This is a genomic window from Pirellulales bacterium (genome assembly GCA_035546535.1).
Taxonomy (GTDB): Bacteria; Planctomycetota; Planctomycetia; order Pirellulales; family JACPPG01; genus JACPPG01.
On record DASZWQ010000047.1, the window covers coordinates 22,976 to 45,206 of the forward strand.

The window sequence follows — 22,231 nt, forward strand, 5'->3', positions numbered from 1 at the left end:
CCAGTGCCGAACTGGTAGACGCGGCTGGCGCATCACTTCGGCAACTGTTCCAGCCAGGGCCCGACGCGGAGCGGGTCGCTCGGGTCGAAGCGGAGTAGCCGCTGACCCACTTCACGGGCTCGGGCCGGTTCGCCGATTTCGAGCAGGCACAAGGCCAGCCCCTTGGCCGCCGTGAGAAAGCTGCGATTGCCAGGCAGCCGGAAGGGGAGCGCGCCGGCCCAGGCCTCGCTCGGCAAGGCCTTCAGCCCAATGTCGTACGCATAGCCGAAATGAGCGCGGGCCAGACGCGTGTCGCCATCGGTCAACGCCAACTCGCCCAGCAGTTGATGCGCCTCAATGAAATCGGCGCAGCCCGAGAGGAGCCAGCGCAGCTCGTCGACGGCGATTTCCGACTCGCCGCCATCGATCATCTGGTGGACTTCTTCCAGGTCGTCCGCCCGTTCCCGGGCACATGCCGGATGCACGAGTTCGAATTCGTATCGACGTTCCGTCCGACGCAATTTGACCGACGACGCGCGCTCGCCCGACGGGCCTTCGGTCGCGTGCGGACCGGTGCGCGGTTTCTTGGTGGTACGACGTTTCGCGGACAAGGATTCTTCCTGCAGGCGATGCCGCCGGTCGTTGAGCGGCGGATAGTTCGACGCGTTTGACGAGTCACGATTATACTGTCCCGCGGATTCTTCACACGCGGCCCCGAGGGCTGCGTCCTTTACTTCGTCGGGAATGGATGCCAATGCCTCCCGTTGTAAATTCCAAGCGGCGTTTGCCAGCCCACCGCCTAAAGACCGCACCGGCACCCTCCGCCGCGTCGACGGTTCCCACAACGACTCAGATTCATGCCGAAGCCGTGGCTGCTCTGTCCGCGCCGCGCACGCGCGCTTCAATCGCCCGCCGCTTGTTGGCCTGGTACGCCGGAAATGCTCGTGATCTTCCCTGGCGGCGTTCGCGCGATCCGTACCGGGTGTGGATCAGCGAGATCATGCTGCAGCAAACCGTCGTGGCGGCGGTGGTGCCGTACTTCGAGCGATTTCTTGCCCGCTTCCCCACGGTCGCGGCGCTGGCCGACGCGCCTGAGGAAGACGTACTGCGGCTCTGGGAGGGCCTCGGCTATTACCGACGTGCCCGGCAGATGCACCGTGCGGCCGGCGTGATTTGCGACGAGCATGCCGGCCAATTCCCGCGCAATGCCGAAGCGGTGCGCGCGCTGCCGGGCATCGGCCGTTACACGGCCGGGGCGATTCTGTCGATTGCCTACGATCAGCCGCAGCCGATTCTCGAAGCCAACACGATCCGACTGCTGGCCCGGCTGACGGCTTTCGCCGGCGACACGCATTCCTCTGCCGGGCAACGAATATTGTGGGAAACGGCCGAACGGCTGCTACCGCGGCGCGACGTCGGACGTTTCAACCAGGCGCTCATGGAATTGGGCAGCCAGGTTTGCACGCCGCGCGCGCCGCGCTGCGACGTGTGCCCGCTCGCCGCGCTCTGCCCGACGCGCCGCTGGCAACTGGCCGACCGCATTCCGGCCGCGCGACCGCGTCCGCAGGTCGAGATGGTGCGCGAGGCGGCTGTCGTCGTGCGGCGCGGCGAAAAAGTCCTTATCGTCCGCCGTCGGCCGGGCGAGCGTTGGGCCGGGTTGTGGGATTTTCCTCGCTTTCCGCTGACGCCCGCGGACGAGATACCCGCCGAGCGCCAACTGATCGCCGGGGTGAGCAAGTGTGTCGGTGTTAAGATAAAACCAGGCGCGCTATTGACCACGATCCGCCATAGCGTGACGCGTTTTCGTATTTCGCTGGAATGTTATAACGCGGTCTACGCGGGCGAAACCGGCCGTGCCGCCGGGAAGCCGGAATCGCGCTGGGTGCATGCCGCGGAGCTTGCCGATTTTCCGCTCAGCACGTCGGCGCGAAAGTTGGCACGGCTGTTAGCGAAATCGTGACACACTCAGGCGGCATTCATTCAGGCGCAAGCGGGGCTCAGTGACGCGATGTCGAAATACCACGACGACCGCACCGCCGCCTCGGACGCCGTAGGGATCAGCCTTTCGGACGAGCGGCTATGTGGCCTCGAGCCCAAGCTTTACGGCTGGCGATCGATTTTCTGTCGCATTTTGATCCACGGTCGGCCCTACAATGCCCGGCAAGCGCGCCAATTACTCGCCGAGCATGTTCGCGGCGGCGACAGCCGCGCGGCAATGGTCGTCCGGCGCAATCCATTACTCGTCGCCGCTTATACCGACGAGCAAGACTGTGTCGTGCTGCTCGAATTCCCACGTTGGCTGGCCGACGAACACCGCCTGGACGAAGGAAGCAAGCTGCTGACCATCAATACTTATGTGCACGGCGGGACGCCCGCCGCGGATCTCGTGCTCGGACCAAACTCGCTCGGCCGGTGGACGAACTTTTATCCCGTCATCGCGCAATTCGTATCGGACGATCGGCCGCGCATCGAGAACCGTATGCGCGCGATCACGACCGCCGAATGGGACCGCACCGTCACGTTCGCCCAGGCGCTGATATCGCAGCCGACGTTTTCGGTGCGCGATGGTCATCCCACGAACAGCTTCAGGCCAGGCAAGGTCGTTCCACGGGATTACGCGGGGTGAGGTGAAATGTGACGGACGTTCACCTCGTTTTCATGACCGATCAGTTCAACTGCTCGCAGCCGCAGCCGCACTACATCAACGACTGTTGTTACGGTGATGATTTGGCGGACTGGTTGGCTGAAAAGCTACGCTCGCGTGGGTACCGCGTCGAAAAGCCGGGGCAAGAGGATTGGGGTTGGTACTTGTACGCGTGGTCCGCAGCGGCGGCCTACTTTGTTGCGATCGGTGTCACGCCCGGCGACGAGAACTGTCCCTCGTTCGCGGGCGCGGTGAAGGCGACGAACCGCTCGCGACATCGGAATCTGGGTGAGTGGCGCATCATTGTGCAGAAACGCCGGACGCTGTGGCAGAAACTGATGGGCATGAATCGGATTGCGAGCAACGACGACTTCGTCCAGGCAATCCGGCAAATCCTAGCGTCTGAACTCGGTGTGCAAATAGGCGCTTCGGACAGAGCATTGCCCTGACAGAGGCTTCACGGCTGGCCCATCCGCGCTGCCCCGACGGCATGATCTTTCCCGAACCAGACCGTTGAGTCTGGCCCGGCCCGCCGGGTAAACTAGGGACTATCCGCCGGTGGCCGGGCCGCACCCCGGCCGCTGCCCGCGCGGACCAAGCCCCGATTTCACTCCGTGAATTTCCCACCTGTCCGGAGTCGTGAGGTTACGAACCGCATGCTGTTGCGAATTCTATTGGTCGCGATTCTCTTTACTCTCTGGCTGCCTACCGCTGTAGTGATTGCCGACGAGCCGCAGGCGACCTCGCCGGCGCGTCTGAGCTACAACCGCGACGTGCGGCCGATCCTGTCGAACAACTGCTTCAAATGTCACGGCCCGGACGCCCGCGAGCGGCAGGCCGAGCTGCGTTTGGACATTTCCGACGAGGCACGCAAACCGACCGCGACGGGCGCCCTGGCCATCGTGCCCGGCAAGCCGGACGAGAGCGAGCTGGTTGCGCGGGTCTTTGCCGCGGACGAGGCGGCCCGCATGCCGCCGCCGGCCAGTCACAAGGAACTCTCTGACCGCGAGCGAGAAACGCTGCGCCGCTGGGTCGCCGAAGGGGCCGAGTACGAGGCTCACTGGTCGTTCATCGCGCCAAAGCGCCCCGAGTTGCCGGCGGTGAAACTTTCGTCCTGGCCGCGGAACGCGATCGATCGGTTTGTTCTTGCGCGGCTTGAGCGCGAAGGGCTCACACCGTCGCCCGAGGCGGATCGGGCCACATTGTTGCGGCGCGTCACCCTGGACCTGACCGGCCTGCCGCCGACGCCGGTCGAGGTCGATGCGTTTCTGCTCGACAACAGCGCCGGGGCCTATGAAAAAGTGGTCGACCGTCTGCTGGCGTCGCCCCATTACGGCGAGCGGCTGGCACTCGATTGGCTCGACGCGGCTCGCTTTGCTGACACCAACGGCTATCACATCGACAACGGCCGCGACATGACCCGCTGGCGCGAGTGGGTGATCAATTCGTTCAATCGCAACTTGCCGTTCGATCAGTTCACCGTCGAGCAACTGGCGGGCGATCTGCTGGAAGGGGCCACGGTCGACCAGCGCATCGCCAGCGGCTTCAACCGCAACCACATGATCAACTTCGAAGGGGGGGCAATCCCCGAGGAATATCACACCGCCTACATCGTCGATCGGGTGAACACGACCGGCACCGTCTGGTTGGGCTTGTCGGTCGGTTGCAGCCAGTGCCACGATCACAAGTTCGATCCGATCACGCAAAAGGACTATTACCGGCTGTACGCGTTCTTTAACAATGTGCCGGAAAAGGGGCTCGATGGTCAGACCGGCAATTCGCCGCCATTTCTCAAGCTGCCCACCACGGAGCAGCAGCAAAAGCTCGACAGCCTGGCGGCCACGATCACCGACCTCGAACAACAAATCGCCGGGCCGAACGCCGAGGTCGACGCGGCGCAGGCCGCCTGGGAAACAAATCACACCGGGCGCGTGGCGCCGAGCTGGCACACGATCACGCCCCTGTCGATCGCGGCTGAAGGGGGCGCGACGTTCACGCGGCTTGACGATGGCTCGTACCTCGTCACCGGGCCGAATCCGGCCAACGATGTCTATACGATCGTCTTCGGCGGCACGACGCTGCCCGGCACCGGCCCGATCACGGCCCTGCGGCTGGAAGCTTTGCCAGACGACAGCCTGGCCGAGCGCGGGCCGGGACGCTCGGCCAATGGCAATGTTGTCCTCACGCAGGTGGCGGCCAGCGCGGATTTGGGCCAGGACATCGTGACCAGGGTCGAGCTGAAATCGGCCTGGGCCGACTTCAGCCAGAAGGATTTTGACGTCGCAGGCGCCATCGATGACAAGCCCGAGACCGGCTGGGCGCTGCATCCCGAGATGGGCAAACCACACACGGCCACGTTTGCACTTGCTCAGCCGCTGGAACTGCCGCAAGGCTCGAAGCTTACGGTGCAACTGCGCTTTCAGTCGCAATTCGCCCAGCACCAACTGGGCCGGTTGCGCTTGGCCGTGACCGACGCGGCCGATCCGCGCGAGCCATCGGCCCTGCCCGAGGCGGTCGCCAAGATTCTTGCCACGGCAGCCGGCGAGCGCAGCGACGCGCAGCGCGGCGAGCTGCGGACATATTATCGCGACAGCGTTTCGCCGCGCATTGCAGAACTGAAAGATCAACTGGCCGCGACCAAGAAAAGCCGCGAACAGTTGGACAAGAGCATCCCCACCTCGATGGTGATGCAGGAAATGGAAAAGCCGCGCGACACGTTCATGCTCGAGCGTGGTCAGTACGACAAGCGCGGCGAGCAGGTGTCGCCCGGTGTGCCGGCGGCATTGCCGCCACTGCCCGAGGGCGCTCCGGCGAATCGCCTGGGCCTGGCCCGCTGGCTGGTCGACGACGCGCATCCGCTCGTGCCGCGGGTGGCAGCGAACCGCTACTGGCAATTGTTCTTTGGCACGGGGCTGGTGAAGACGGCCGAAGATTTCGGCTCGCAGGGTGAGTTGCCCAGCCATCCCGAGTTGCTCGATTGGCTGGCGGTGCAACTGCGCGACGGGGGCGAAACAAGTGGTGCTTCGGCAAAACCGTGGGATGTGAAGGCGCTGTGCCGACTGATCGTTACCTCGGCCACGTACCGGCAAAGCTCGCATGCCCGGGCGGACCTGGCGGCCCGCGATCCCGACAATCGCCTGCTGGGCCGGGCGCCGCGCGGGCGGTTGATCGCCGAATTCATCCGCGACCAGGCCCTGGCCGTGAGCGGATTGTTGGACTCGCGCATCGGCGGGCCAAGCGTATCGCCCTATCAGCCGGCCGGCTTGTGGGAGGAACTGGCCTTCCGCGCCGACGGTAAGAACTGGACGGCGCAAACGTACACGCAAAGCCACGGCGCCGACCTGTATCGGCGCACGATGTACACGTTCTGGAAACGCACGTCGCCACCGCCGACGTTGATCACGTTCGATGCACCGGATCGCGAAACCTGCACGGTGCGCCGCGCCACGACGAACACGCCGCTCCAGGCGCTTGTTCTTTTGAACGACCCGACGTATGTCGAGGCGTCGCGTAAGCTGGCCGAGCGGGTGATGACCGAAGCGCCGCAATCGCCCGACGAGCGGATTGCGTTTGCCTTCCGGCTGGCCACCGCGCGCCGGCCCAGCGAAGCCGAAATCGGCGTGCTGCGCCGTGTTTACGAAGAGCAGTTGGCCGCGTACCGGGCACACCCCGAGGCGGCGCAAAAGCTGCTCGCCGTCGGCGAAGCGCCGCGCAACGACAAGCTCGACGCGGCGGAGCTCGCGGCCTGGACAATGGTGGCCAGCATGATTCTGAACCTGGATGAGACCGTGACCAAGAGTTGAGGCGGCACGTGACTTTCGTTAAATCAAACTTCGGCCATACGCGGCACTTGGCGCTTGCTTTTGCGCTCGCGCTAACTTGCGTTACACCGTCAAACGGCGATGAGCCAGCGCAGGATGCGAGTGCGAAGCGCGGCTCGTTCTCGGTACTGCTGATCGACAGCGACGGAAAGCCGGTCGAGGGGGCCGACGTCGGCTATCCGGCCTCGCTGGGAGAGACGGCGCGGGATGCGGCGAAGCGTGATGGCACGGAATGGGAATATGGGAATCACCAGCGTTCCAACGATACTGGTGTGGCGACATTTCCAGAGCTTCCTGAGCCGGCTTCCCCGTTTGCAATCGTGGCGCGGCATGAAAAGCGAAAGCTGATTGCGATCGCTTCTGTCGACTGGGGAAAGGTCGATGGGCCAGTGCGTATGACGCTCCTCCCCGAGCGCGAGGTGGTAGGCCGCTGGACCTGCGAAGAGCTAGCGGCCCTGGGGCGAGATTTAGAACACGAGGGACGGGCCGGTCTGGTCGAGATCGATTTTTTTGTCGGGAAGAGGTTTGCTATCGCCTTAGCCTTTGCCGATCCGGAGTTTCGGCTCGCGCTACCGCCCGGCGAATACAAGCTGAGCGCGAAGGCCGGCCTGACGCATTTCGTCGAAAAGACTTTCACGGTTACGTCGCAATCGGGTGTACAGCAACTCGCGACGTTCAATTTACCGGCCACGCGGGCGACATTACTTGAAGGTCACCCGGCGCCGGAAATTCCTGACGTCGTGGCATGGAAGAACGGGCCGGCCGTCAAATTGTCCGAGCTGCGCGGTCAGGTGGTTCTGCTCGAATTCTGGGGGTATTGGTGCGGGTCGTGTGTCTATCGCATGCCCGACCTATTCGCGGCGCATGACAAGTACCACGATTGCGGGCTGACGATCATCGGCGTGCATACGGACCTTGGCGTCGACGAAGAAGAGCCGGTCGACACGGTCGAGCGACTCGACGGGCGCCTGACTTCGACGCGTAAAGAACTGTGGAAGGGGCGCGACCTTCCTTTTCGAGTGGCACTGGTCCGCGGAGACAGTACGTCGTACGGCGAAGGGATCGACCATGAGGCGCGCAGCACGGCGGCGGCCGCGTACGGCATCGTCGGATATCCCAGTTGCGTGTTGATTGACCGCCGAGGAATCGTCGTAGCGCCGCATTGGGCGCCTAACGAAGCTGGGATCGCACTCTTGGAAAAAGTATTGGCGGAAGAATAGCGCGGCGCTTGTCGCTCGATTTGGCAAACACGCACGCCCCGGGAACCAACGCCGCGATTTCGCGCTGCAGCCGGAGGCAACAGGAATTTGGAAATGAGCAAGCAATCTCGTCGAGAACACGAACTACTACTCACGCGCCGGCACTTTTTCGGCCGCACGGCCACCGGCATCGGCACCGTAGCGCTTGCGTCGCTCTTGAATCCGGAACTATTCGCAGCGACCGCCGGCGACGGCGCAGGCGGCCTCGCCACGCACGGCGCGCTCTCCCCGCTGCATTTCGCGCCGCGGGCGAAGCGCGTTATTTTCCTGTTCATGTCCGGCGGACCGTCATCGATCGACCTTTTCAATTACCAGCCGAAGTTGCGCGATCATCACGGCCAAGAACTGCCCGACAGCGTACGCCAGGGGCAGCGCATCACCGGCATGACGTCGGGCCAGAAGTCGTTCCCGTGCGTGGCGCCCATGTTCAAGTTCGCACAGCACGGCCAATCGGGCACGTGGGTCAGCGAACTCTTGCCGCATACGGCCGAGATTGTCGATCACATCGCGGTGATCAACTCGCTCAACACCGAAGCCATCAATCACGATCCGGCCACGACCTACATTCAAACCGGCGCGCAGCAGCCGGGTCGGCCGAGCCTGGGCTCGTGGCTCAGCTACGGCCTGGGAAGCGAGAACCAGAACCTGCCCGGCTTCGTGGTAATGATCTCCCAAGGAAGCGGCAACAAGACTGATCAACCATTGTTTTCGCGCCTGTGGGGAAGCGGCTTCATTCCCAGCCAGCACCAGGGGGTGCGGTTCCGCTCGGGCGATGACCCGGTGCTGTACCTGTCGAACCCGCCGGGCGTCGACGCCGCATCGCGCCGCCGCATGCTGGACGGCGTCGGCGAACTGAACAAGATGGCGGCGCAGTCGTTCGGCGATCCCGAGATCAACACCCGCATCGCGCAGTACGAAATGGCGTTCCGCATGCAGTCGAGCGTGCCGGAGCTTACGGACTTCAGCGACGAGCCGCGGCACATGGTCGAAATGTACGGCGTCGACGAGACTGGCACCGACGGCGGATTTGCGCGTAATTGCCTGCTCGCCCGGCGAATGGTCGAGCGCGGCGTGCGCTTTGTGCAGCTGATGCACCGCGGCTGGGATCAGCACGGCAGCTTGCCCAAGCAGATTCGCGGCCAGTGCAAGGACGTCGACCAGGCAAGCGCGGCTCTGGTGAAGGATTTGCACGCCCGCGGGCTGTTAGACGATACTCTCGTCGTGTGGGGTGGCGAGTTCGGCCGCACGGTGTACAGCCAAGGCGCGCTGACGGCGGACAATTACGGCCGCGATCATCACGGCCGCTGCTTCAGCCTGTGGATGGCCGGCGGCGGCATCAAAGGGGGCATCACGTACGGCGAAACCGACGATTATTGCTACAACATCACCCGCGACCCGGTGCACATCCACGATTTCAACGCCTCGATCCTGCACTGTCTGGGCATCGATCACACGCGGCTGACGTACCGCTTCCAGGGGCGCGATTTCCGCCTGACCGACGTACACGGCAACGTGGTCAATGCGCTCTTGGCCTAAGCCGGATTTCAGTTACCGGTAGCTAGTGCGCCGAAGTCTCAGCGGTTCTTTTCGAGTCCGCGAAAGGGCACGCAATCGGCCGGAAAATGCCGGCTAAGAAAAAGCTAAGCTGGTCATATCGGCCCCCGGGGCGTCCTAGCAGCCTGTTGAAGAACTCAACGGGTTGCGACATCGCAGGGATGCGATGGCAAAATATCGACGTAAGTCGTTATTTTGCGAGCCGTGCGAAGCTTTGCTTCGCACTTGGCGAGGTTGAAAAAAGCCACGAGGGCTTTTTTCAACAGGCTGCTAGGTCACGCGCGCTCTCGTGAGACGAGTCATGCCTGAGTTACTGGCACCAGTTGCGCAGCATCCGGCCGTGCGCGCGGTTTACGAAATGCTCGAGCCGTGGCGCGCGGGCATCGCTGAGGTAACGGAGATACTGTTCGGCGACTATGCTCCCGACGACCCAGATGACGCCTCCGATGACGTGATGCTTTTCATCCGCCCGCGCAACCCGTGCGCGGCGCCCGTCGAAGTGCACGTCTACGCAGCAGAGACCGACCGCGTGGATGTCGTTATCGACCGCTGGTCACATGTCGCCAGGGTGCTGGGAGTCGCATACCCCTTCCGCAAGAAAACGATCGACTATTATGTTTGCGGGGGCTTCGGCTTTGTGACGCTCGACCATGCGCGCTCGGTCATCGAGGCCGCGGCGCGCGGAGATATTCGCGTGACGGGGGCGTTTCTTCGCGGACGGCTGCGCGGAACGACTGTGACACTCCGCTGGCCTGATGGTTCAAAAAGCACGGGCTCCATGGGAATGGCAGCGAGCGCACGGCTGCTTTCCGTTGTCGGCCTGGCCGAGATGAAATCTTTTCAGTACGAGCCATGGCACACGGACTGAGCTTCCTTCGTTCGCGGTTACCGGCGCCTCGTCGCGCGATGTGTCGGCAGCCCGCAGGTGTGGAGTAACGCCCCGCCTGTATACCTGTCGACTGCCGCATGGCATATGTTCGCGACGGCCCCGGCAGCTAGAGTGAATACAGCAGAGGTTTCTTTCTAGGAACCGACGTCGGAAGCCGCCCGGGGTGCCCGAACTCCCCTGGCGGCTTTCTTTATGCGCTTGTTCGCGCTCCTGGACGCCCTGAGGTCGTCGGCTTTGCGTACGACGTTGAGATGGCGGGGCGAAGCACCGACTCGCATCGACACCGAGCACCGGCTCGCATCGACACCGAGCACCGACTCGCAGCACCATCGTCGAAGGGCTGCGATGCACCGCGCGCAGAGTGCGGCGAAATATTGACGAGCAATATTGGCCGAACGGATCGGCCAGCGAGGCACGCTGCACCCTGCCTGCGAGATGGAGAGCTGTCTATCCCGCTTGCACGCGACCAAATTCCAGAGGCGACTCGGCCAGCACCGTGGTCGGAATGGACAAGACTTTGGCGGGCACGCCCGCCACGCGCACGAATTCCGGCACGTCGCGAATGACCACAGACGCCGCACACACGACGCTGCCGCGTCCGACCAACACGTTGGGAATGACGATCGCGCCCGTTTCCAGTGATGCGCTATGTCCGACCTGCACAAAACCGGCAAGCTGCACGCCCGTGGCGATCTCGACGAATTGGCCCACGAGGCAATCGTGAGCAACCGTGGCCTTTGCGCCAACGATGGTGTGCGCGCCGATTTGCACGCCCGGCTGTACGACGGCGCCATCCAGCACCACGCACCCCCGCTCGAGCTGAGCAAACTGGTCGACAATGGCCTGCGGGTGAATAACGCTCTGCCAATTCAAGGGCAACTGGGCAGCCAGCTCTTGACGCTGCTGCGGATTGCTGGCGGCGAGAACAGCGGGCACGCCGGCATGCGCTGCCTGACTGATCGGACCCTTGATGGGTACTTCGGCAATCGATTGTCCCCACAGCCGACTGTCATCATCGTATACGCCGCGCACAGTCATTTTGGAGAGACGGGCGGCGTGGATAATCTCGGCGGCATGGTCTCGCGCACCGATAACGACGATTTGGCGCATATTTACCTCGGCGTCCCCTTTATTCTTGCCCGTCTCTTGCCGCGACCCGCATCCGCGGCCGATCAATCGTAAGGGTACTGGCCCGCCATTCACTTAACGGTAGGCCTGTGGCGAATTCGAAACCATATGCCAATCGGCAGAGTCAAACCTGTCAATTCGAGCTTGCCGGAGGGCCTGGCCCCCCGGGTGACCTTTTGAAGAACACCGAGATCGACCTACCGTTACGAAGGAACGACAAATCGAATCCCACATACCACTGCAGAGGTATATAGCCGGCCGCTCAACGAGGCCGGGGGCGACATTCGGAACCCACGGCGTCGGCTTATAATTCCAGGAAGCGATTCCTGAACCCGGTTGTGCTTTCGAGGGGGCTTTGCTTGCGTCATTATCTGATGAACTTCGTGGTTTCCGGCAGTCTTGCTTTGATATCACTCGTGCCAGGCGCTATTCCGCGGGCTGCAGGTTCCGAGGCTCCGCCGGTGGTTTGCGTAAAGGCGGGCCGGCTCTTCGACGGCACCGGCGACCAGTACCGCGCGGATGTCGTGATCACGATCGAGGGGGAGCGGATCAAGGCGGTCGAGCCTCTGGCGGGGGCCTCGATTCCGCCGGGGGCCAAGATCGTCGATCTTTCACACGCCGCGGTGCTGCCCGGCTTGATCGATTGCCACACACACCTGGGGGGGCGGGCCGACCGGTTTGACGAAATCTACAAGTTCAAAGACACGCCCAACCACAGCGCCTTCGCCGCGGTGAAAAATGCCCGGACCACGCTCGAGGCCGGCTTCACCACGGTGCGCGACGTCGGTTCGCGTCCGTTCCTGGCCGTCGATCTGCGCGACTCGATCAATGAAGGATTTCTCGTCGGCCCGCGCATCGTGGCCAGTGGCCCCGGCATTTCCATGACCGGCGGGCACGGCGACTTGAATCGCTTCGCGCCGCAGGTCCGCACGTCGATGTTTCCCAATGAGCGCGATTACAAAATCGCCGACGGTGCGGACCAGGTGCGCCAGGTGACCCGCGCCCAGATCAAGCACGGCGTCGATGTGATCAAGGTACACGCTTCGGGCGGGGTGATGTCGCGCGGCGATGCGCCCGGCGCCGCACAATTCACCGTGCAGGAACTACAGGCCGCGGTGGAAGAGGCGCACGCCGCCGGCCGCAAGGTGGCCGCCCACGCGCACGGCGCGCAAGGCATCAAGAACGCGGTCGTGGCTGGCGTCGATTCGATCGAGCATGGCAGCCTGATCGACGACGAGGGCATTCAACTGATGCTCAAGCACGGCACCTGGCTGGTGGCCGACATCTACAACGACGATTACCTGCTCGGCAAAGCCGTCGAGTTCAAGCTTCCGCAGGAGTCGATCGACAAGGAGCGCGCCATCGGGCAAACGCAGCGCGACAATTTCGCGCGCTGCGTGAAAGCGGGCGTGAAAGTCGCGTTCGGCACCGACGCCGGCGTCTATCCGCATGGCGACAACGGCAAGCAGTTCTTCTACATGGTGAAATACGGCCTGACTCCCGCGCAGGCGATTCGCGCCGCCACCAGCGACGCGGCCGAACTGATTGGCCGGCCGAAGGACGTGGGGCGCGTGGCGCCGGGCTTGTACGCCGACCTGATCGCCGTCGACGCAGATCCGTTGGCCGACGTGCGGGCGCTCGAGAAAGTCGAGTTCGTGATGAAAGGGGGCGTGGTCATCAAGGACGAACTGACCGCAGCCGGTGAGCCGGCACGCCAGCCCGCGGCTGGCCGCTAGCGATTGCGGCGGATTCTAATTGCGCAAGAAACTCGCGCAGTGCATTGTGTGCCGGTGGCTGTACAATGCGCGTCGTGGCTGCCGCGGTGGTGATTCGAGATCGTCCGCGCGCGTCGGCCAATTAACGACTCGCACATTCATGGCCAACTCGTCCCAGGAGGGTGTCGCATGTACGCGCGATTCTCGTTCGCCATTCTCGGTGTCGCGATTCTCTGTACCTCGCTGTCGGCCGCCGATTGGCCGCAATGGCGCGGACCCGAACGCGACGGCATCTCGCAAGAGAAGGGGCTGTTGCAAGAATGGCCCGCCGACGGTCCCAAGCTCCTGTGGCAGGCGATCGACATCGGCAGCGGCTACTCCACGCCCTCGATCGTCGGGAATCGCATCTATCTGATCAGCAACAAGGGGATGGAGGACGAATACGTCCAGTGCCTGAACACGGCCGATGGGAAGGAAGTATGGCGCACGCGCATCGGCAACGTCGGCGTGAATAAGGGACCGCAATACCCTGGGTCGCGATCGACGCCAACGGTCGACGGCAAGTTGATTTTCGCGCTCGGCTCGGACGGTGACCTGACGTGTCTCGACGTGGCCGACGGCAAGGTCCGCTGGCAGAAGAATCTGCGCACCGATTTCGCCGGCCAGCCGGGCAATTGGGCCTATGCCGAATCGCCGTTGGTCGATGGCGGCACGCTGGTTTGCACCCCCGGAGGGGCCGAGGCCACGATCGTCGCGCTCGACAAGCGAACGGGTGACGGCATCTGGAAAACAGCGCTGCCCGAGGCTGACCAGGCAGCCTACGCCTCGGCGATCGTCGTGAACGCAGCGGGCGTGAAACAGTACGTGCAGTTCTTGCAAAAAGGACTGGTGGGCGTCGACGCGCACACCGGAAAATTTCTCTGGCGCTACACGAAAACGGCCGAAGGCAGCCCGGCCAATATCCCCACGCCGATCGCGCATGGGGACCTGGTCTATAGTTCAGCCGGCCGCAGCGGCGGCGGATTGGTAAAGATCAAGAGCGAAGGGGGCGAAGTCGTCGCCGAGCAGGTTTATTTCGAGCAGAAACTCCCCACCAGTATTGGCGGAGCCGTTGATCTCAAGGGCTATCTCTACGGCACTACCGGGCAAGTTCTGGTATGCGCGGACTTTGCAACCGGCCAGGGTAAATGGCAGGAGCGCGGCGTCGGGCCGGGCTCGGTTTGTTACGCCGACGGGCGTCTCTATGTACACAACGAAAAAGATGACGTCGTGACGCTGGTCGATCCCTCGCCCGACGGTTACCAGGAAAAGGGGCGTTTTACGCTGCCCGATCAGCCCGATCGCGGCCGGGCGCAGGCTTGGGCCTATCCCGTGGTGGCCAATGGCCGGCTGTACCTGCGAGATTTAGACTCCCTGTGGTGCTATGATGTGAAGGCGCCGTGAACCGGCGCGCCCGCCAATTTTCCTTCCCACGTGCGCATCTTCGGCAGAAGATGACTTCAGCGAATCTCAACACGTCGCCGTCTGGCAGTCGGAACCGGCTCGGGATCGTGTATGCGCTCGTAATCGCGTTCGTTATCAGTTCGCGCCTCGCAACCGCCGCCGAATTCGACCATGTACACCTGAACGTCACGGACCCGGCCGCGGCGGCCCGCTGGTACGCGAAAAATCTGGGCGGCCAGTCTCCTTCGGACGATTCGGTGAACTTCGGTCGCGTAACGCTGCGATTCCGCAAGGTGGCGGAGGCCGCCGAGGGGAGTGTCGGTAGCGCGATCGACCACTTGGGTTTTGCTTATCCCGACATCGTGGCCAAGATGCGCGAACTGGCCGCTAGCGACGTCGAAATCGTCTCGGGCATCGAAGTCGAAGGGCCTATCAAATACGCGTTCGTCAGAGATCGCTGGAACACGCTACTCGAGATTGTCGAAGACGCCGAGGTCACGGGCTTTCACCACATTCACATTGCCACGACCGATCCTCGCGCAGCGCTCGCCTGGTACCAGGATTCGCTTGCGGGACAGCGCGGGCGGTTTGCCGGTGTGCTGCCGGGTATTCGCTTCCGCGACGGCTGGGTGTTGGCCAAGGGAGCCGACAAGCCGCGGGCGCCGACCAAAGGGCGCTCGATCGATCATGTCAGTTGGTCGGCGGCGAGCGCCGATCGACTGGTCGAAACGCTGCAGAAACGCGGCGCCCGCGTCGAGCGCGAGACCGATGACGGCGATCAAGCGCCGGATCTGTTTCTCGCAGCGCCGGATGGTGCCCGCATTGAACTCGTCGAACGGAGATAGCTGCGCCGCGCCGCAGCCGTGAAAGTCATGTCTGATTCACAACGCCAACGCCGAACTCGCCCGCACGCTGGCCATCCGTGGTCGCGCCGTGAATTACTGCAAGTCGGCTATTCGAGCATGCTGTCGGTGGCGCTGGCTCCCTTGTTGGCACGGCAGGCTCGTTCGGCAGAACGTGCCACGCGCGCGGCCGGCGGCTCGGGCGCGGTTGTGCCACGCGCCAAGAGCGTGCTCTTGATATTCCTCACCGGCGGGCCCAGCCATATCGACACGTTCGATATGAAGCCCGATGCTCCGGCCGAGATTCGCGGCTCGTTCGATCCGATCTCGACCGACGTTCCCGGCATTCAGTTTTGCGAGCACTTGCCGCTGGTGGCCCGGCACGCCAGCAAGCTGGCCATCGTCCGCACGATGCACGTCAATCCGGGCCTTGCCGCGCACGAGACCGGCACGCACGCCATGCTGACCGGCAACAACGATTTGCCTCCCGGATCGAGCCTGTACGCCTCGCGCCATGACTGGCCCTGCTATGCGGCAGGACTCGACTTCGTTCGCCCCGGCACGGCCGAGTTACCCAGCGGCGTTAATTTGCCGACGTACATGCATTTCTCAGGCGCCGGCTACTGCGGGCAAAATGCCGGCATGCTGGGCGCCGGCCACGACCCCTGGCAGCTTCGCCATGATCCGAACCATCCGAAGTACAAGGGCGACGATAGCCTGACCATGCCCGAAGGTCTGTCGGTGTCGCGTTTCGACAGCCGCCGCATGCTATTGGCCGAAATTGACCGGCAGCGCGCGGCGCTCGACGCCCATTCCGTCGTACGGCAATTCAACGCTCAGCAGCAGGCCGCGTGCGACACGCTGACGGCCGGCCGCCTGGCCAAAGCTTTCCAGCTCGACGACGAGCCCGCCGCGTTACGCGACAGATATGGCCGCCACATGTTCGGGCAATCGCTGCTGCTCGCGCGCCGCGTGCTGCAAGCCGGCGTGCCGATGGTGCAGGCCAACATGGGCTTTGCCGGCCAGTGGGATACGCACAGCAATAATTGCCCGGGCTTGAAGCAGAATTTGCTGCCGCCGCTTGATCGCGCGTTTGCCGCGCTTCTGGAGGACATGCAAGCGCTCGGCATGCTCGACGAAACGCTGGTGGTCCTGACCGGCGAATTCGGCCGCACGCCGAAGCTGGGGGGCAACGTCGGCACGCCCACGTTCTCGCCCGACGGCCGCGACCATTGGACGCAATGCTTCACCAGCGTATTCGCCGGCTGTGGCGTACACGGTGGTCGCACGATCGGCACGTCAGACAAAACCGCCTCTTTCCCGCTCACCAAGGCCTTCGACCCGCGCGACATGGGCGCAACCGTGTACAGCGCGCTGGGCGTCGATCTCGAGACCGAAATTCACGATCAGCTCGGCCGGCCGTTGCGTTTGAACACGGGCCAGCCAATCGCGCCGGTCTTCAACGGCGACGAAGTGTAGCGGCCGATCCGTTAATGCGCTGGTCCAGCGCCACCGGTGCCCCTAGCGCGGAGCCCATCGATAAAAACGGGTCGCCGGCACGCAATCAGGTTCCGAAGCCGCGACGGTGTCTTAGCAACACGAAGCATGCTTATTCGCCCACGGCGAAAAAGCATGGCACCCGGCGTTCAGCGATCCGCCCAGTAGTCGAAGACCACGACTTTCTCGCGGCGATCTTTGACGACGTTGACATACGCCTGGTGCGCCGGATGCACGAGGTAAGCGTCGCGCGCCTTTTCGTCGACGAAGCTGACCACGAAAACGTGCGTCAATCCGTCGGATTTCCCTTCGGGGCTGACATTGGTGCCGTGTTCGAAGCCGACGATACCGTCGATCTTTTTCGGTAGCGCCGCGAACGTGGCGACGACTTCCTGCACCTGGGCCGGGGTCGCGTCGTCTTTGAATTTATAGAGCACGATGTGGCGCAGCACCTGCGAGGATTTTTCACCGGCCCTTGCGCTTGCGCGATCGGCAAACGTCATCGCAAAGCCCCCGCACAGAAAGACGGTCGCTAAGAGTAACACCATGCGCATGGCAAAGAATCCTCGGTCTTGAGTGGAGAATCAGCACCGCGCCAGTGTAACGGCGACGACGGCCCAGGTCGAAGCATGGGCGCCGTGAGTACGTCGTGCTAGCGCGCGGCCTACTTGGCCGCGGACGTTTCGCCATCCTTGGCCGGCTTTTCGGGTTCGGCCGGTTTGATGAGCGAGCCGTCTTCCGGATTCAGATGCGGAAAGGCGTCGCTGTACTCGATTTCGACTGAGCCGCGCGCGGCCATCGCGATTTGCTTGAATATTTCCAAGCGGACTTCCGGCATGATCTCGCGACGGACATCATTGAGCGTTTTTTGGCCGGCTCGGATATCGGTACACTTGATCAAGTGTACGCCCAAGTGGCTTTTGACCGGCTCGCTAATCTCATCCTTTTTCAGCTTGAACGCGGCGTCGGAGAATTCTTCTGGCATGACGCCGCGCCGCTTGATAAAGCCCAGGTCGCCGCCCTTTAGTCGGCTAGGACCATCGGAGTATTTTTTGGCGGCCTCTTCGAAGGTGGTCAGCTCGCCGATGATTTCGTTGCGGATACGCTCGGCCTGGCTGACCAGCCGGTCGAGTTCCTCGACGTCGAGGTTACCATCGGGGCGCAATACGATGTGCGAAACCCGCAACTCGGTGGCATCGAATTCCTGGCGGTGCGCGTCGAAGTATTGTTGCAACGCTTTTTCGGTGATCGCCTGGCGCAAAAACTTGGCCCACCGTAGCTCCCAACGGATTTCGTCGCGCATCTGTTGAGCGGTCACGCCATTCTGGGCGCGCACTTCGGCGAGATTGCTGTCGGTTTTTCTTAAGCTTTTTTCGCGTTCGGCGAGAGTCTTGTCGATCTCGTCGTCGGTGACCGAGATCTTCTGCTTGTCGAGAACGGCTTCGACCACGTGGCGATTGACGATCGACTCCAGGGCGTTAGCTTCCAGCCCCGGCAATGCCGCCTTGCTGGCGGGGCGGCCGCGCAAGGTCTGCTTGACCAGGCGATTCACTTCCGCGCTGTCGATGGGTTTGCCGGCGACGGTGGCAGCCACGATGCCCGGCGGTGGCAGCGCTCCCACCGCAATCAGCTCGTCGCGAGCCGTTTCAGCCTGGGCGCGCACCGACCGCGGCGACGCCAGCGTGGCAAGCAACAACATGACAAAGGCCAGCTTTTTCATCGTCCCCTCTCTCGAACGTCCGTCGACCAGGAATCCGCAGCGGCTGAGCAAGACCACGTTTTCGCTCACGGCAACGGAATATCGTGTAGCTCGTAAGGAACCGAGGCATTCAGAAGCACGGTTGGCGTTGTATACACAAACGTGCATCCGGCTATGTCGGGCACATCGAACAAATACGACACGCCAACTTCGCTCTCAGTTTGCCGCGTCGTTTCCAGACCTGCAAAATCGATCGTCTTCTTGTCCGGAGTTTCCAGCACCGCTTCGTTGTGCAGCACCCACGTGCGATGCGATTCCAGGGCTCGCCCGGGCGTGTCGAACACGATCCTGGTTCGCACTTCCCACACGTCGTTATTGCGGCGCACCTGATCGAGAACCACCTTGACGGCTCCGCGGCGCTGCTCCCGGGGCGTGTCTTCGCCCAGCTTGTCGAAGCGAAATGCCTCGACCTGGCCCGGCATCATCACGCCAAAGCTGCCTTTCAGCCTGGCGATCTTTTTCATATCGCGCGACGGCAGGGCGAACGTCAACGGCATGTCGGCCGACGAATCGCCGGGATTGACCGTGGCTTCGAACTCGCCCGCCGAGCCGGCCGCCAGCGTCTCGCCGTTGTCTCCCACGCCCGTTACGTTCGCGGCGGCCTGCGTGATCGCGATCGGCGCCAGACGCGGCTCCCACGCCACCTGCACGGCTAGTTTCAGCGTATGACCATTGGGATCGCGCAAATCGCGGCGCGCCGTGATGTCGGTCGCCTCGATGCGAAAGGCCCCCGCGTATACACCGCGCTTGTAACGCGGCAACTCGTCGCCGGCCCGGTTTACGAGCGACAGTCCCGGCACACCGGCGTACGAATAAATCGTCATGCCCGCCTGGTCGAGTATTTGATCGACCGCAGGCCAGAATGGTGTTCTCTCCAGGTCGAGATTGAGCGATTTCGCACCCGCTTGCTGTCCGAATTCGTTGCGGAAGTCGACCAGCTTGTTCGTGGTTTGCTTTTCGATTCCGGACAGCACGTCGGCCAGCGACAACTCCTTCCCGGAAATCGTCACCTGGCTGGCCTGAACTTGCTCTTCACCCTGCCGCGTCTCGAGCTGCGTGCGGATGCGCGCCACGCGCAGACGGACTTCGGCGCTGCCGGCGTCCGGAGCCGGCAGATGCGGAAGCGCGGCAGGGCCAAGCTCGAGCAATTGTCGCTCGGCATCTTCGCGGCGCGCTTTTTCCGTGGCATCGAGCTGCCGCACGAGGCGGGCCACGGTCGGCGCCACGGCCTGCGGCGCCACGGCCTGGGCCGCGACGAACAAGCCGGTCAGGGTGCAAATGACGGCGTGGGTCATTGCCAGCACGACGGCCTGAACAGCCATCGCGTTCGGTGACGAAAGGGATCGGAAAGGTGCCCGATTACTCGATTCTAAGCGCGGCCAGGGGACATCGCCATCGGACCGCTGGCGACGCGCCAAGGTGCGACAGCTTCTGACGGTGGCGTTGGCAACTTTATGCCGAATATGCCGGCGCGATGCGCCCTCGCCGCGAGCCGCTTGGCGGGGAGCAAAGCCGGCAGCATCCGTGGCCGGGCCTTCCCCGGCACCTTGAACCGCCACCTGGTCCCGTACACCAGGCTACCCGGCGGCCGGCCGTTCGATAAACCCTGGCATCCGCCCCGCGGCCGGCTAAACTTCGCCGCCGCCGGATGTCGCGGCGCCGCGCGACCCACTACAATAGCGGCCTGGGCGCCGGGGCGCGCGGGGACGGTTCACGGCAAGCGACATTCGCGCGCTGCACGAGCGCATCGTGGTGTGGCTTGCCGCGCCAGGCCCATCAACCTTTCCATTGCTCTTTATTCTGACGTGCTGAGAGGAATCGCATGCTTAACGGCCTGATCATGGACTACGAATTGACGATTCCCGTCATGCTGCGCCGGGCAGAGCAGATGTACTACGACCGGCAGGTGACCACGCGTTTGCCGAACAAGAGCCGGCACGCCTACACCTACGCCGACATGATCGATCGCACCAAGCGGCTGTCGCTCGCGCTAAAGCGGCTGGGCGTCGAAAATGGCGACCGCGTCGCCACGTTTTCCTGGAATCATTATCAGCACCTGGAAGCGTATTTCGGCATTCCCAGCGCGGGCGGCGTCTTGCACACGCTCAATCTGCGTTTGCACCCGAACGATCTCACATACATCGCCGGGCATGCCGGCGACAAAATCGCGCTGGTCGACGATGTGCTGTGGCCCCTGTTCGAAAAGTTCAAAGACCAGGTGCCGTTCAAACACGTCGTCGTGATTCCCACGGCCTGCGGCCAGACGCCGCCAGGCACCTTGAATTACGAAGAGCTACTAGCGGCCGAAGATCCGGCGCGCTTCGATTATCCCGACCTCGACGAGCGACAGGCCGCCTGCATGTGCTACACCTCGGGCACGACCGGCAAGCCGAAGGGCGTGCTGGCCTCGCACCGGGCGATCGTCTTGCATTCGATCGTCAATGGCCTGGCCGATACCCAGGGCGTTTGCGAGCGCGACGTGGTACAGGCCGTGGTGCCGATGTTTCACGCCAATGCCTGGGGCTTGCCGTTTGCCTGCATGATGGTCGGCGCCAAGCAAGTCTTTCCCGGCCCGCATCTCGATCCGCGCAGCCTGCTCGAGCAGATCGAGGCCGAACGCGTGACGCTCACCGCCGGCGTTCCCACGATCTGGCTGGGCATCTTGCAAATTCTCGACGAAAACCCCCAGGCCTTCGACCTGAAATCCTTGCGGGCGATGGTCGTCGGCGGCTCGGCCGCGCCGCCGTCGATGATTCAAGGATTCCAGGACCGGCACAATCTGAACATCGTTCACGCCTGGGGCATGACCGAATTGTGCCCGATGGGCACGATCGCCAACGTGCCGGCCCGGCTGGAAGAGAAGAGTGCGAAGGAGAAACTCGCCTTCCGCGCCAAGCAAGGCCGCCCGGTGCCGCTCGTCGAAGTGCGCGGCCGCAACGAAAACGGCCTCATCCCGCGCGACGGGCAAACGATGGGCGAACTGGAAGTGCGCGGGCCGTGGATCGCCAGCAGCTACTTCGAATGCCCTGAAGGGGCCGCCTCGTTCACCGACGACGGTTGGTTTCGCACCGGCGATATCGTGGCCATCTCGCCCGACGGCAGTATTCAGTTGCAGGATCGCGCCAAGGACGTGATCAAGTCGGGCGGGGAGTGGATCAGTTCGGTCGCGCTCGAAAACGCCCTGATGGGACATCCGGCCGTGGCCGAGGCGGCCGTCGTGCCGGTCGAACATCCGAAGTGGGCCGAGCGGCCGCTGGCGGTCGTGGTGCTCAAACCAAACAAGCAAGCCACGCCGGCCGAGTTGATCGAGTTTCTCGCGCCCAGCTTTGCCAAATGGTGGTTGCCCGAAGGTGTCGAGTTCGTGGCCGAAATTCCTCGCACGTCGGCGGGCAAATTCCTCAAGTCGGCCCTGCGCGAGCAGTTCCGCGATTATTACAAGACCAACGGCAACGCGGATAAAGCCGTGGGAAAGCAGCAGGCAACCGCCTGAAGCGGCACAGCGGGGCGGCCAATCCATAGAATTGAACATCGCTTCTTGAACCCCTCTCCCCTCGGGAGAGGTCAATAGTGTTCGGTTCAAGATTTGCTACGGGGGTTTCGCTGTGGCGTGATGTTTGGCGATAGCTTGCTCAAGTTCGTCGAGTGTGGCCCAGCCGCTGAGGTAGTGGCAGAGCATTTCGTAGAGTCGTTTGTTGGGTTTG

At 63.2% G+C, this 22,231-nt stretch carries 18 protein-coding genes; 13 read left to right on the forward strand and 5 right to left on the reverse strand.

The features are described from left to right. Positions 1-32: 32 nt before the first annotated feature. Positions 33-590 carry a hypothetical protein gene (locus tag VHD36_05560; GenBank protein HVU86765.1) on the reverse strand — a complete coding sequence of 186 codons (558 nt, stop codon included), beginning with the start codon at positions 588-590 and terminating at the stop codon, positions 33-35. A 257-nt stretch (positions 591-847) separates the two neighbouring features. Between VHD36_05560 and mutY the strand changes: the two genes are divergently transcribed. From mutY to VHD36_05595, 7 genes are all read left to right on the forward strand, one after another. Continuing rightward, positions 848-1,939 (forward strand): A/G-specific adenine glycosylase, encoded by a 1,092-nt coding sequence (gene mutY / locus VHD36_05565; protein HVU86766.1) that lies wholly within the window; start codon positions 848-850, stop codon positions 1,937-1,939. A 48-nt stretch (positions 1,940-1,987) separates the two neighbouring features. Beyond that, positions 1,988-2,605: a hypothetical protein gene (locus VHD36_05570; GenBank protein HVU86767.1), complete on the forward strand. Its 618-nt coding sequence runs from the start codon at positions 1,988-1,990 to the stop codon at positions 2,603-2,605. Between the two features lie 8 nt (positions 2,606-2,613). Beyond that, positions 2,614-3,072, forward strand: a complete 459-nt coding sequence (locus VHD36_05575) for a hypothetical protein (GenBank protein HVU86768.1) — start codon at positions 2,614-2,616, stop codon at positions 3,070-3,072. A 207-nt stretch (positions 3,073-3,279) separates the two neighbouring features. Then, on the forward strand, positions 3,280-6,426 hold the full coding sequence (locus VHD36_05580) for a PSD1 and planctomycete cytochrome C domain-containing protein (GenBank protein HVU86769.1): 3,147 nt from the start codon (positions 3,280-3,282) through the stop codon (positions 6,424-6,426). An 8-nt stretch (positions 6,427-6,434) separates the two neighbouring features. After that, positions 6,435-7,664: a TlpA disulfide reductase family protein gene (locus tag VHD36_05585; GenBank protein HVU86770.1), complete on the forward strand. Its 1,230-nt coding sequence runs from the start codon at positions 6,435-6,437 to the stop codon at positions 7,662-7,664. A 93-nt stretch (positions 7,665-7,757) separates the two neighbouring features. After that, the gene (locus VHD36_05590; GenBank protein ID HVU86771.1) at positions 7,758-9,239 is read left to right on the forward strand and encodes a DUF1501 domain-containing protein; all 1,482 of its coding nucleotides are present in this window, start codon (positions 7,758-7,760) and stop codon (positions 9,237-9,239) included. Between the two features lie 319 nt (positions 9,240-9,558). Next, positions 9,559-10,125, forward strand: a complete 567-nt coding sequence (locus tag VHD36_05595) for a hypothetical protein (protein HVU86772.1) — start codon at positions 9,559-9,561, stop codon at positions 10,123-10,125. 468 nt (positions 10,126-10,593) lie between these two features. On the opposite strand, the gene VHD36_05600 is transcribed toward VHD36_05595, so the two are convergent. Beyond that, on the reverse strand, positions 10,594-10,857 hold the full coding sequence (locus tag VHD36_05600) for a hypothetical protein (protein ID HVU86773.1): 264 nt from the start codon (positions 10,855-10,857) through the stop codon (positions 10,594-10,596). Positions 10,858-10,866: 9 nt separating this feature from the next. On the opposite strand from VHD36_05600, the gene VHD36_05605 reads away from it, so the two are divergent. From VHD36_05605 to VHD36_05625, 5 genes are all read left to right on the forward strand, one after another. Next, positions 10,867-11,328 (forward strand): hypothetical protein, encoded by a 462-nt coding sequence (locus VHD36_05605; protein HVU86774.1) that lies wholly within the window; start codon positions 10,867-10,869, stop codon positions 11,326-11,328. A 407-nt stretch (positions 11,329-11,735) separates the two neighbouring features. Next, complete coding sequence (locus VHD36_05610) at positions 11,736-13,010, forward strand: amidohydrolase family protein (GenBank protein HVU86775.1); 1,275 nt, start codon at positions 11,736-11,738, stop codon at positions 13,008-13,010. Between the two features lie 168 nt (positions 13,011-13,178). Further along, on the forward strand, positions 13,179-14,432 hold the full coding sequence (locus tag VHD36_05615) for a PQQ-binding-like beta-propeller repeat protein (protein HVU86776.1): 1,254 nt from the start codon (positions 13,179-13,181) through the stop codon (positions 14,430-14,432). 107 nt (positions 14,433-14,539) lie between these two features. Beyond that, on the forward strand, positions 14,540-15,277 hold the full coding sequence (locus VHD36_05620) for a VOC family protein (GenBank protein HVU86777.1): 738 nt from the start codon (positions 14,540-14,542) through the stop codon (positions 15,275-15,277). Between the two features lie 27 nt (positions 15,278-15,304). Further along, entirely contained in the window at positions 15,305-16,753 is a 1,449-nt protein-coding gene (locus tag VHD36_05625; GenBank protein ID HVU86778.1) for a DUF1501 domain-containing protein, read from the forward strand. A gap of 167 nt (positions 16,754-16,920) precedes the next feature. Here the strand turns inward: VHD36_05625 and VHD36_05630 are convergent, their stop codons facing one another. From VHD36_05630 to VHD36_05640, 3 genes are all read right to left on the reverse strand, one after another. After that, the gene (locus VHD36_05630; GenBank protein HVU86779.1) at positions 16,921-17,325 is read right to left on the reverse strand and encodes a Dabb family protein; all 405 of its coding nucleotides are present in this window, start codon (positions 17,323-17,325) and stop codon (positions 16,921-16,923) included. Between the two features lie 110 nt (positions 17,326-17,435). After that, the gene (locus tag VHD36_05635; GenBank protein HVU86780.1) at positions 17,436-18,560 is read right to left on the reverse strand and encodes a peptidylprolyl isomerase; all 1,125 of its coding nucleotides are present in this window, start codon (positions 18,558-18,560) and stop codon (positions 17,436-17,438) included. Next, positions 18,557-19,852 carry a hypothetical protein gene (locus VHD36_05640; protein ID HVU86781.1) on the reverse strand — a complete coding sequence of 432 codons (1,296 nt, stop codon included), beginning with the start codon at positions 19,850-19,852 and terminating at the stop codon, positions 18,557-18,559. Before VHD36_05640 ends, VHD36_05635 begins: the two co-directional genes overlap by 4 nt. A 500-nt stretch (positions 19,853-20,352) precedes the next feature. On the opposite strand from VHD36_05640, the gene VHD36_05645 reads away from it, so the two are divergent. After that, complete coding sequence (locus VHD36_05645) at positions 20,353-22,020, forward strand: long-chain fatty acid--CoA ligase (GenBank protein ID HVU86782.1); 1,668 nt, start codon at positions 20,353-20,355, stop codon at positions 22,018-22,020. Positions 22,021-22,231 lie beyond the last annotated feature (211 nt).

What these genes read in the sequence shown, in the direction of transcription:
- VHD36_05645 (HVU86782.1), top strand. Translation starts at nt 20,353, where the DNA reads ATGCTTAACGGCCTGATCATGGACTACGAATTGACGATTCCCGTCATG.
- VHD36_05590 (HVU86771.1), top strand. Translation starts at nt 7,758, where the DNA reads ATGAGCAAGCAATCTCGTCGAGAACACGAACTACTACTCACGCGCCGG.
- VHD36_05580 (HVU86769.1), top strand. Translation starts at nt 3,280, where the DNA reads ATGCTGTTGCGAATTCTATTGGTCGCGATTCTCTTTACTCTCTGGCTG.
- VHD36_05570 (HVU86767.1), top strand. Translation starts at nt 1,988, where the DNA reads ATGTCGAAATACCACGACGACCGCACCGCCGCCTCGGACGCCGTAGGG.
- VHD36_05640 (HVU86781.1), bottom strand. Translation starts at nt 19,852, where the DNA reads ATGGCTGTTCAGGCCGTCGTGCTGGCAATGACCCACGCCGTCATTTGC.
- VHD36_05625 (HVU86778.1), top strand. Translation starts at nt 15,305, where the DNA reads ATGTCTGATTCACAACGCCAACGCCGAACTCGCCCGCACGCTGGCCAT.
- VHD36_05630 (HVU86779.1), bottom strand. Translation starts at nt 17,325, where the DNA reads ATGCGCATGGTGTTACTCTTAGCGACCGTCTTTCTGTGCGGGGGCTTT.
- VHD36_05595 (HVU86772.1), top strand. Translation starts at nt 9,559, where the DNA reads ATGCCTGAGTTACTGGCACCAGTTGCGCAGCATCCGGCCGTGCGCGCG.
- VHD36_05615 (HVU86776.1), top strand. Translation starts at nt 13,179, where the DNA reads ATGTACGCGCGATTCTCGTTCGCCATTCTCGGTGTCGCGATTCTCTGT.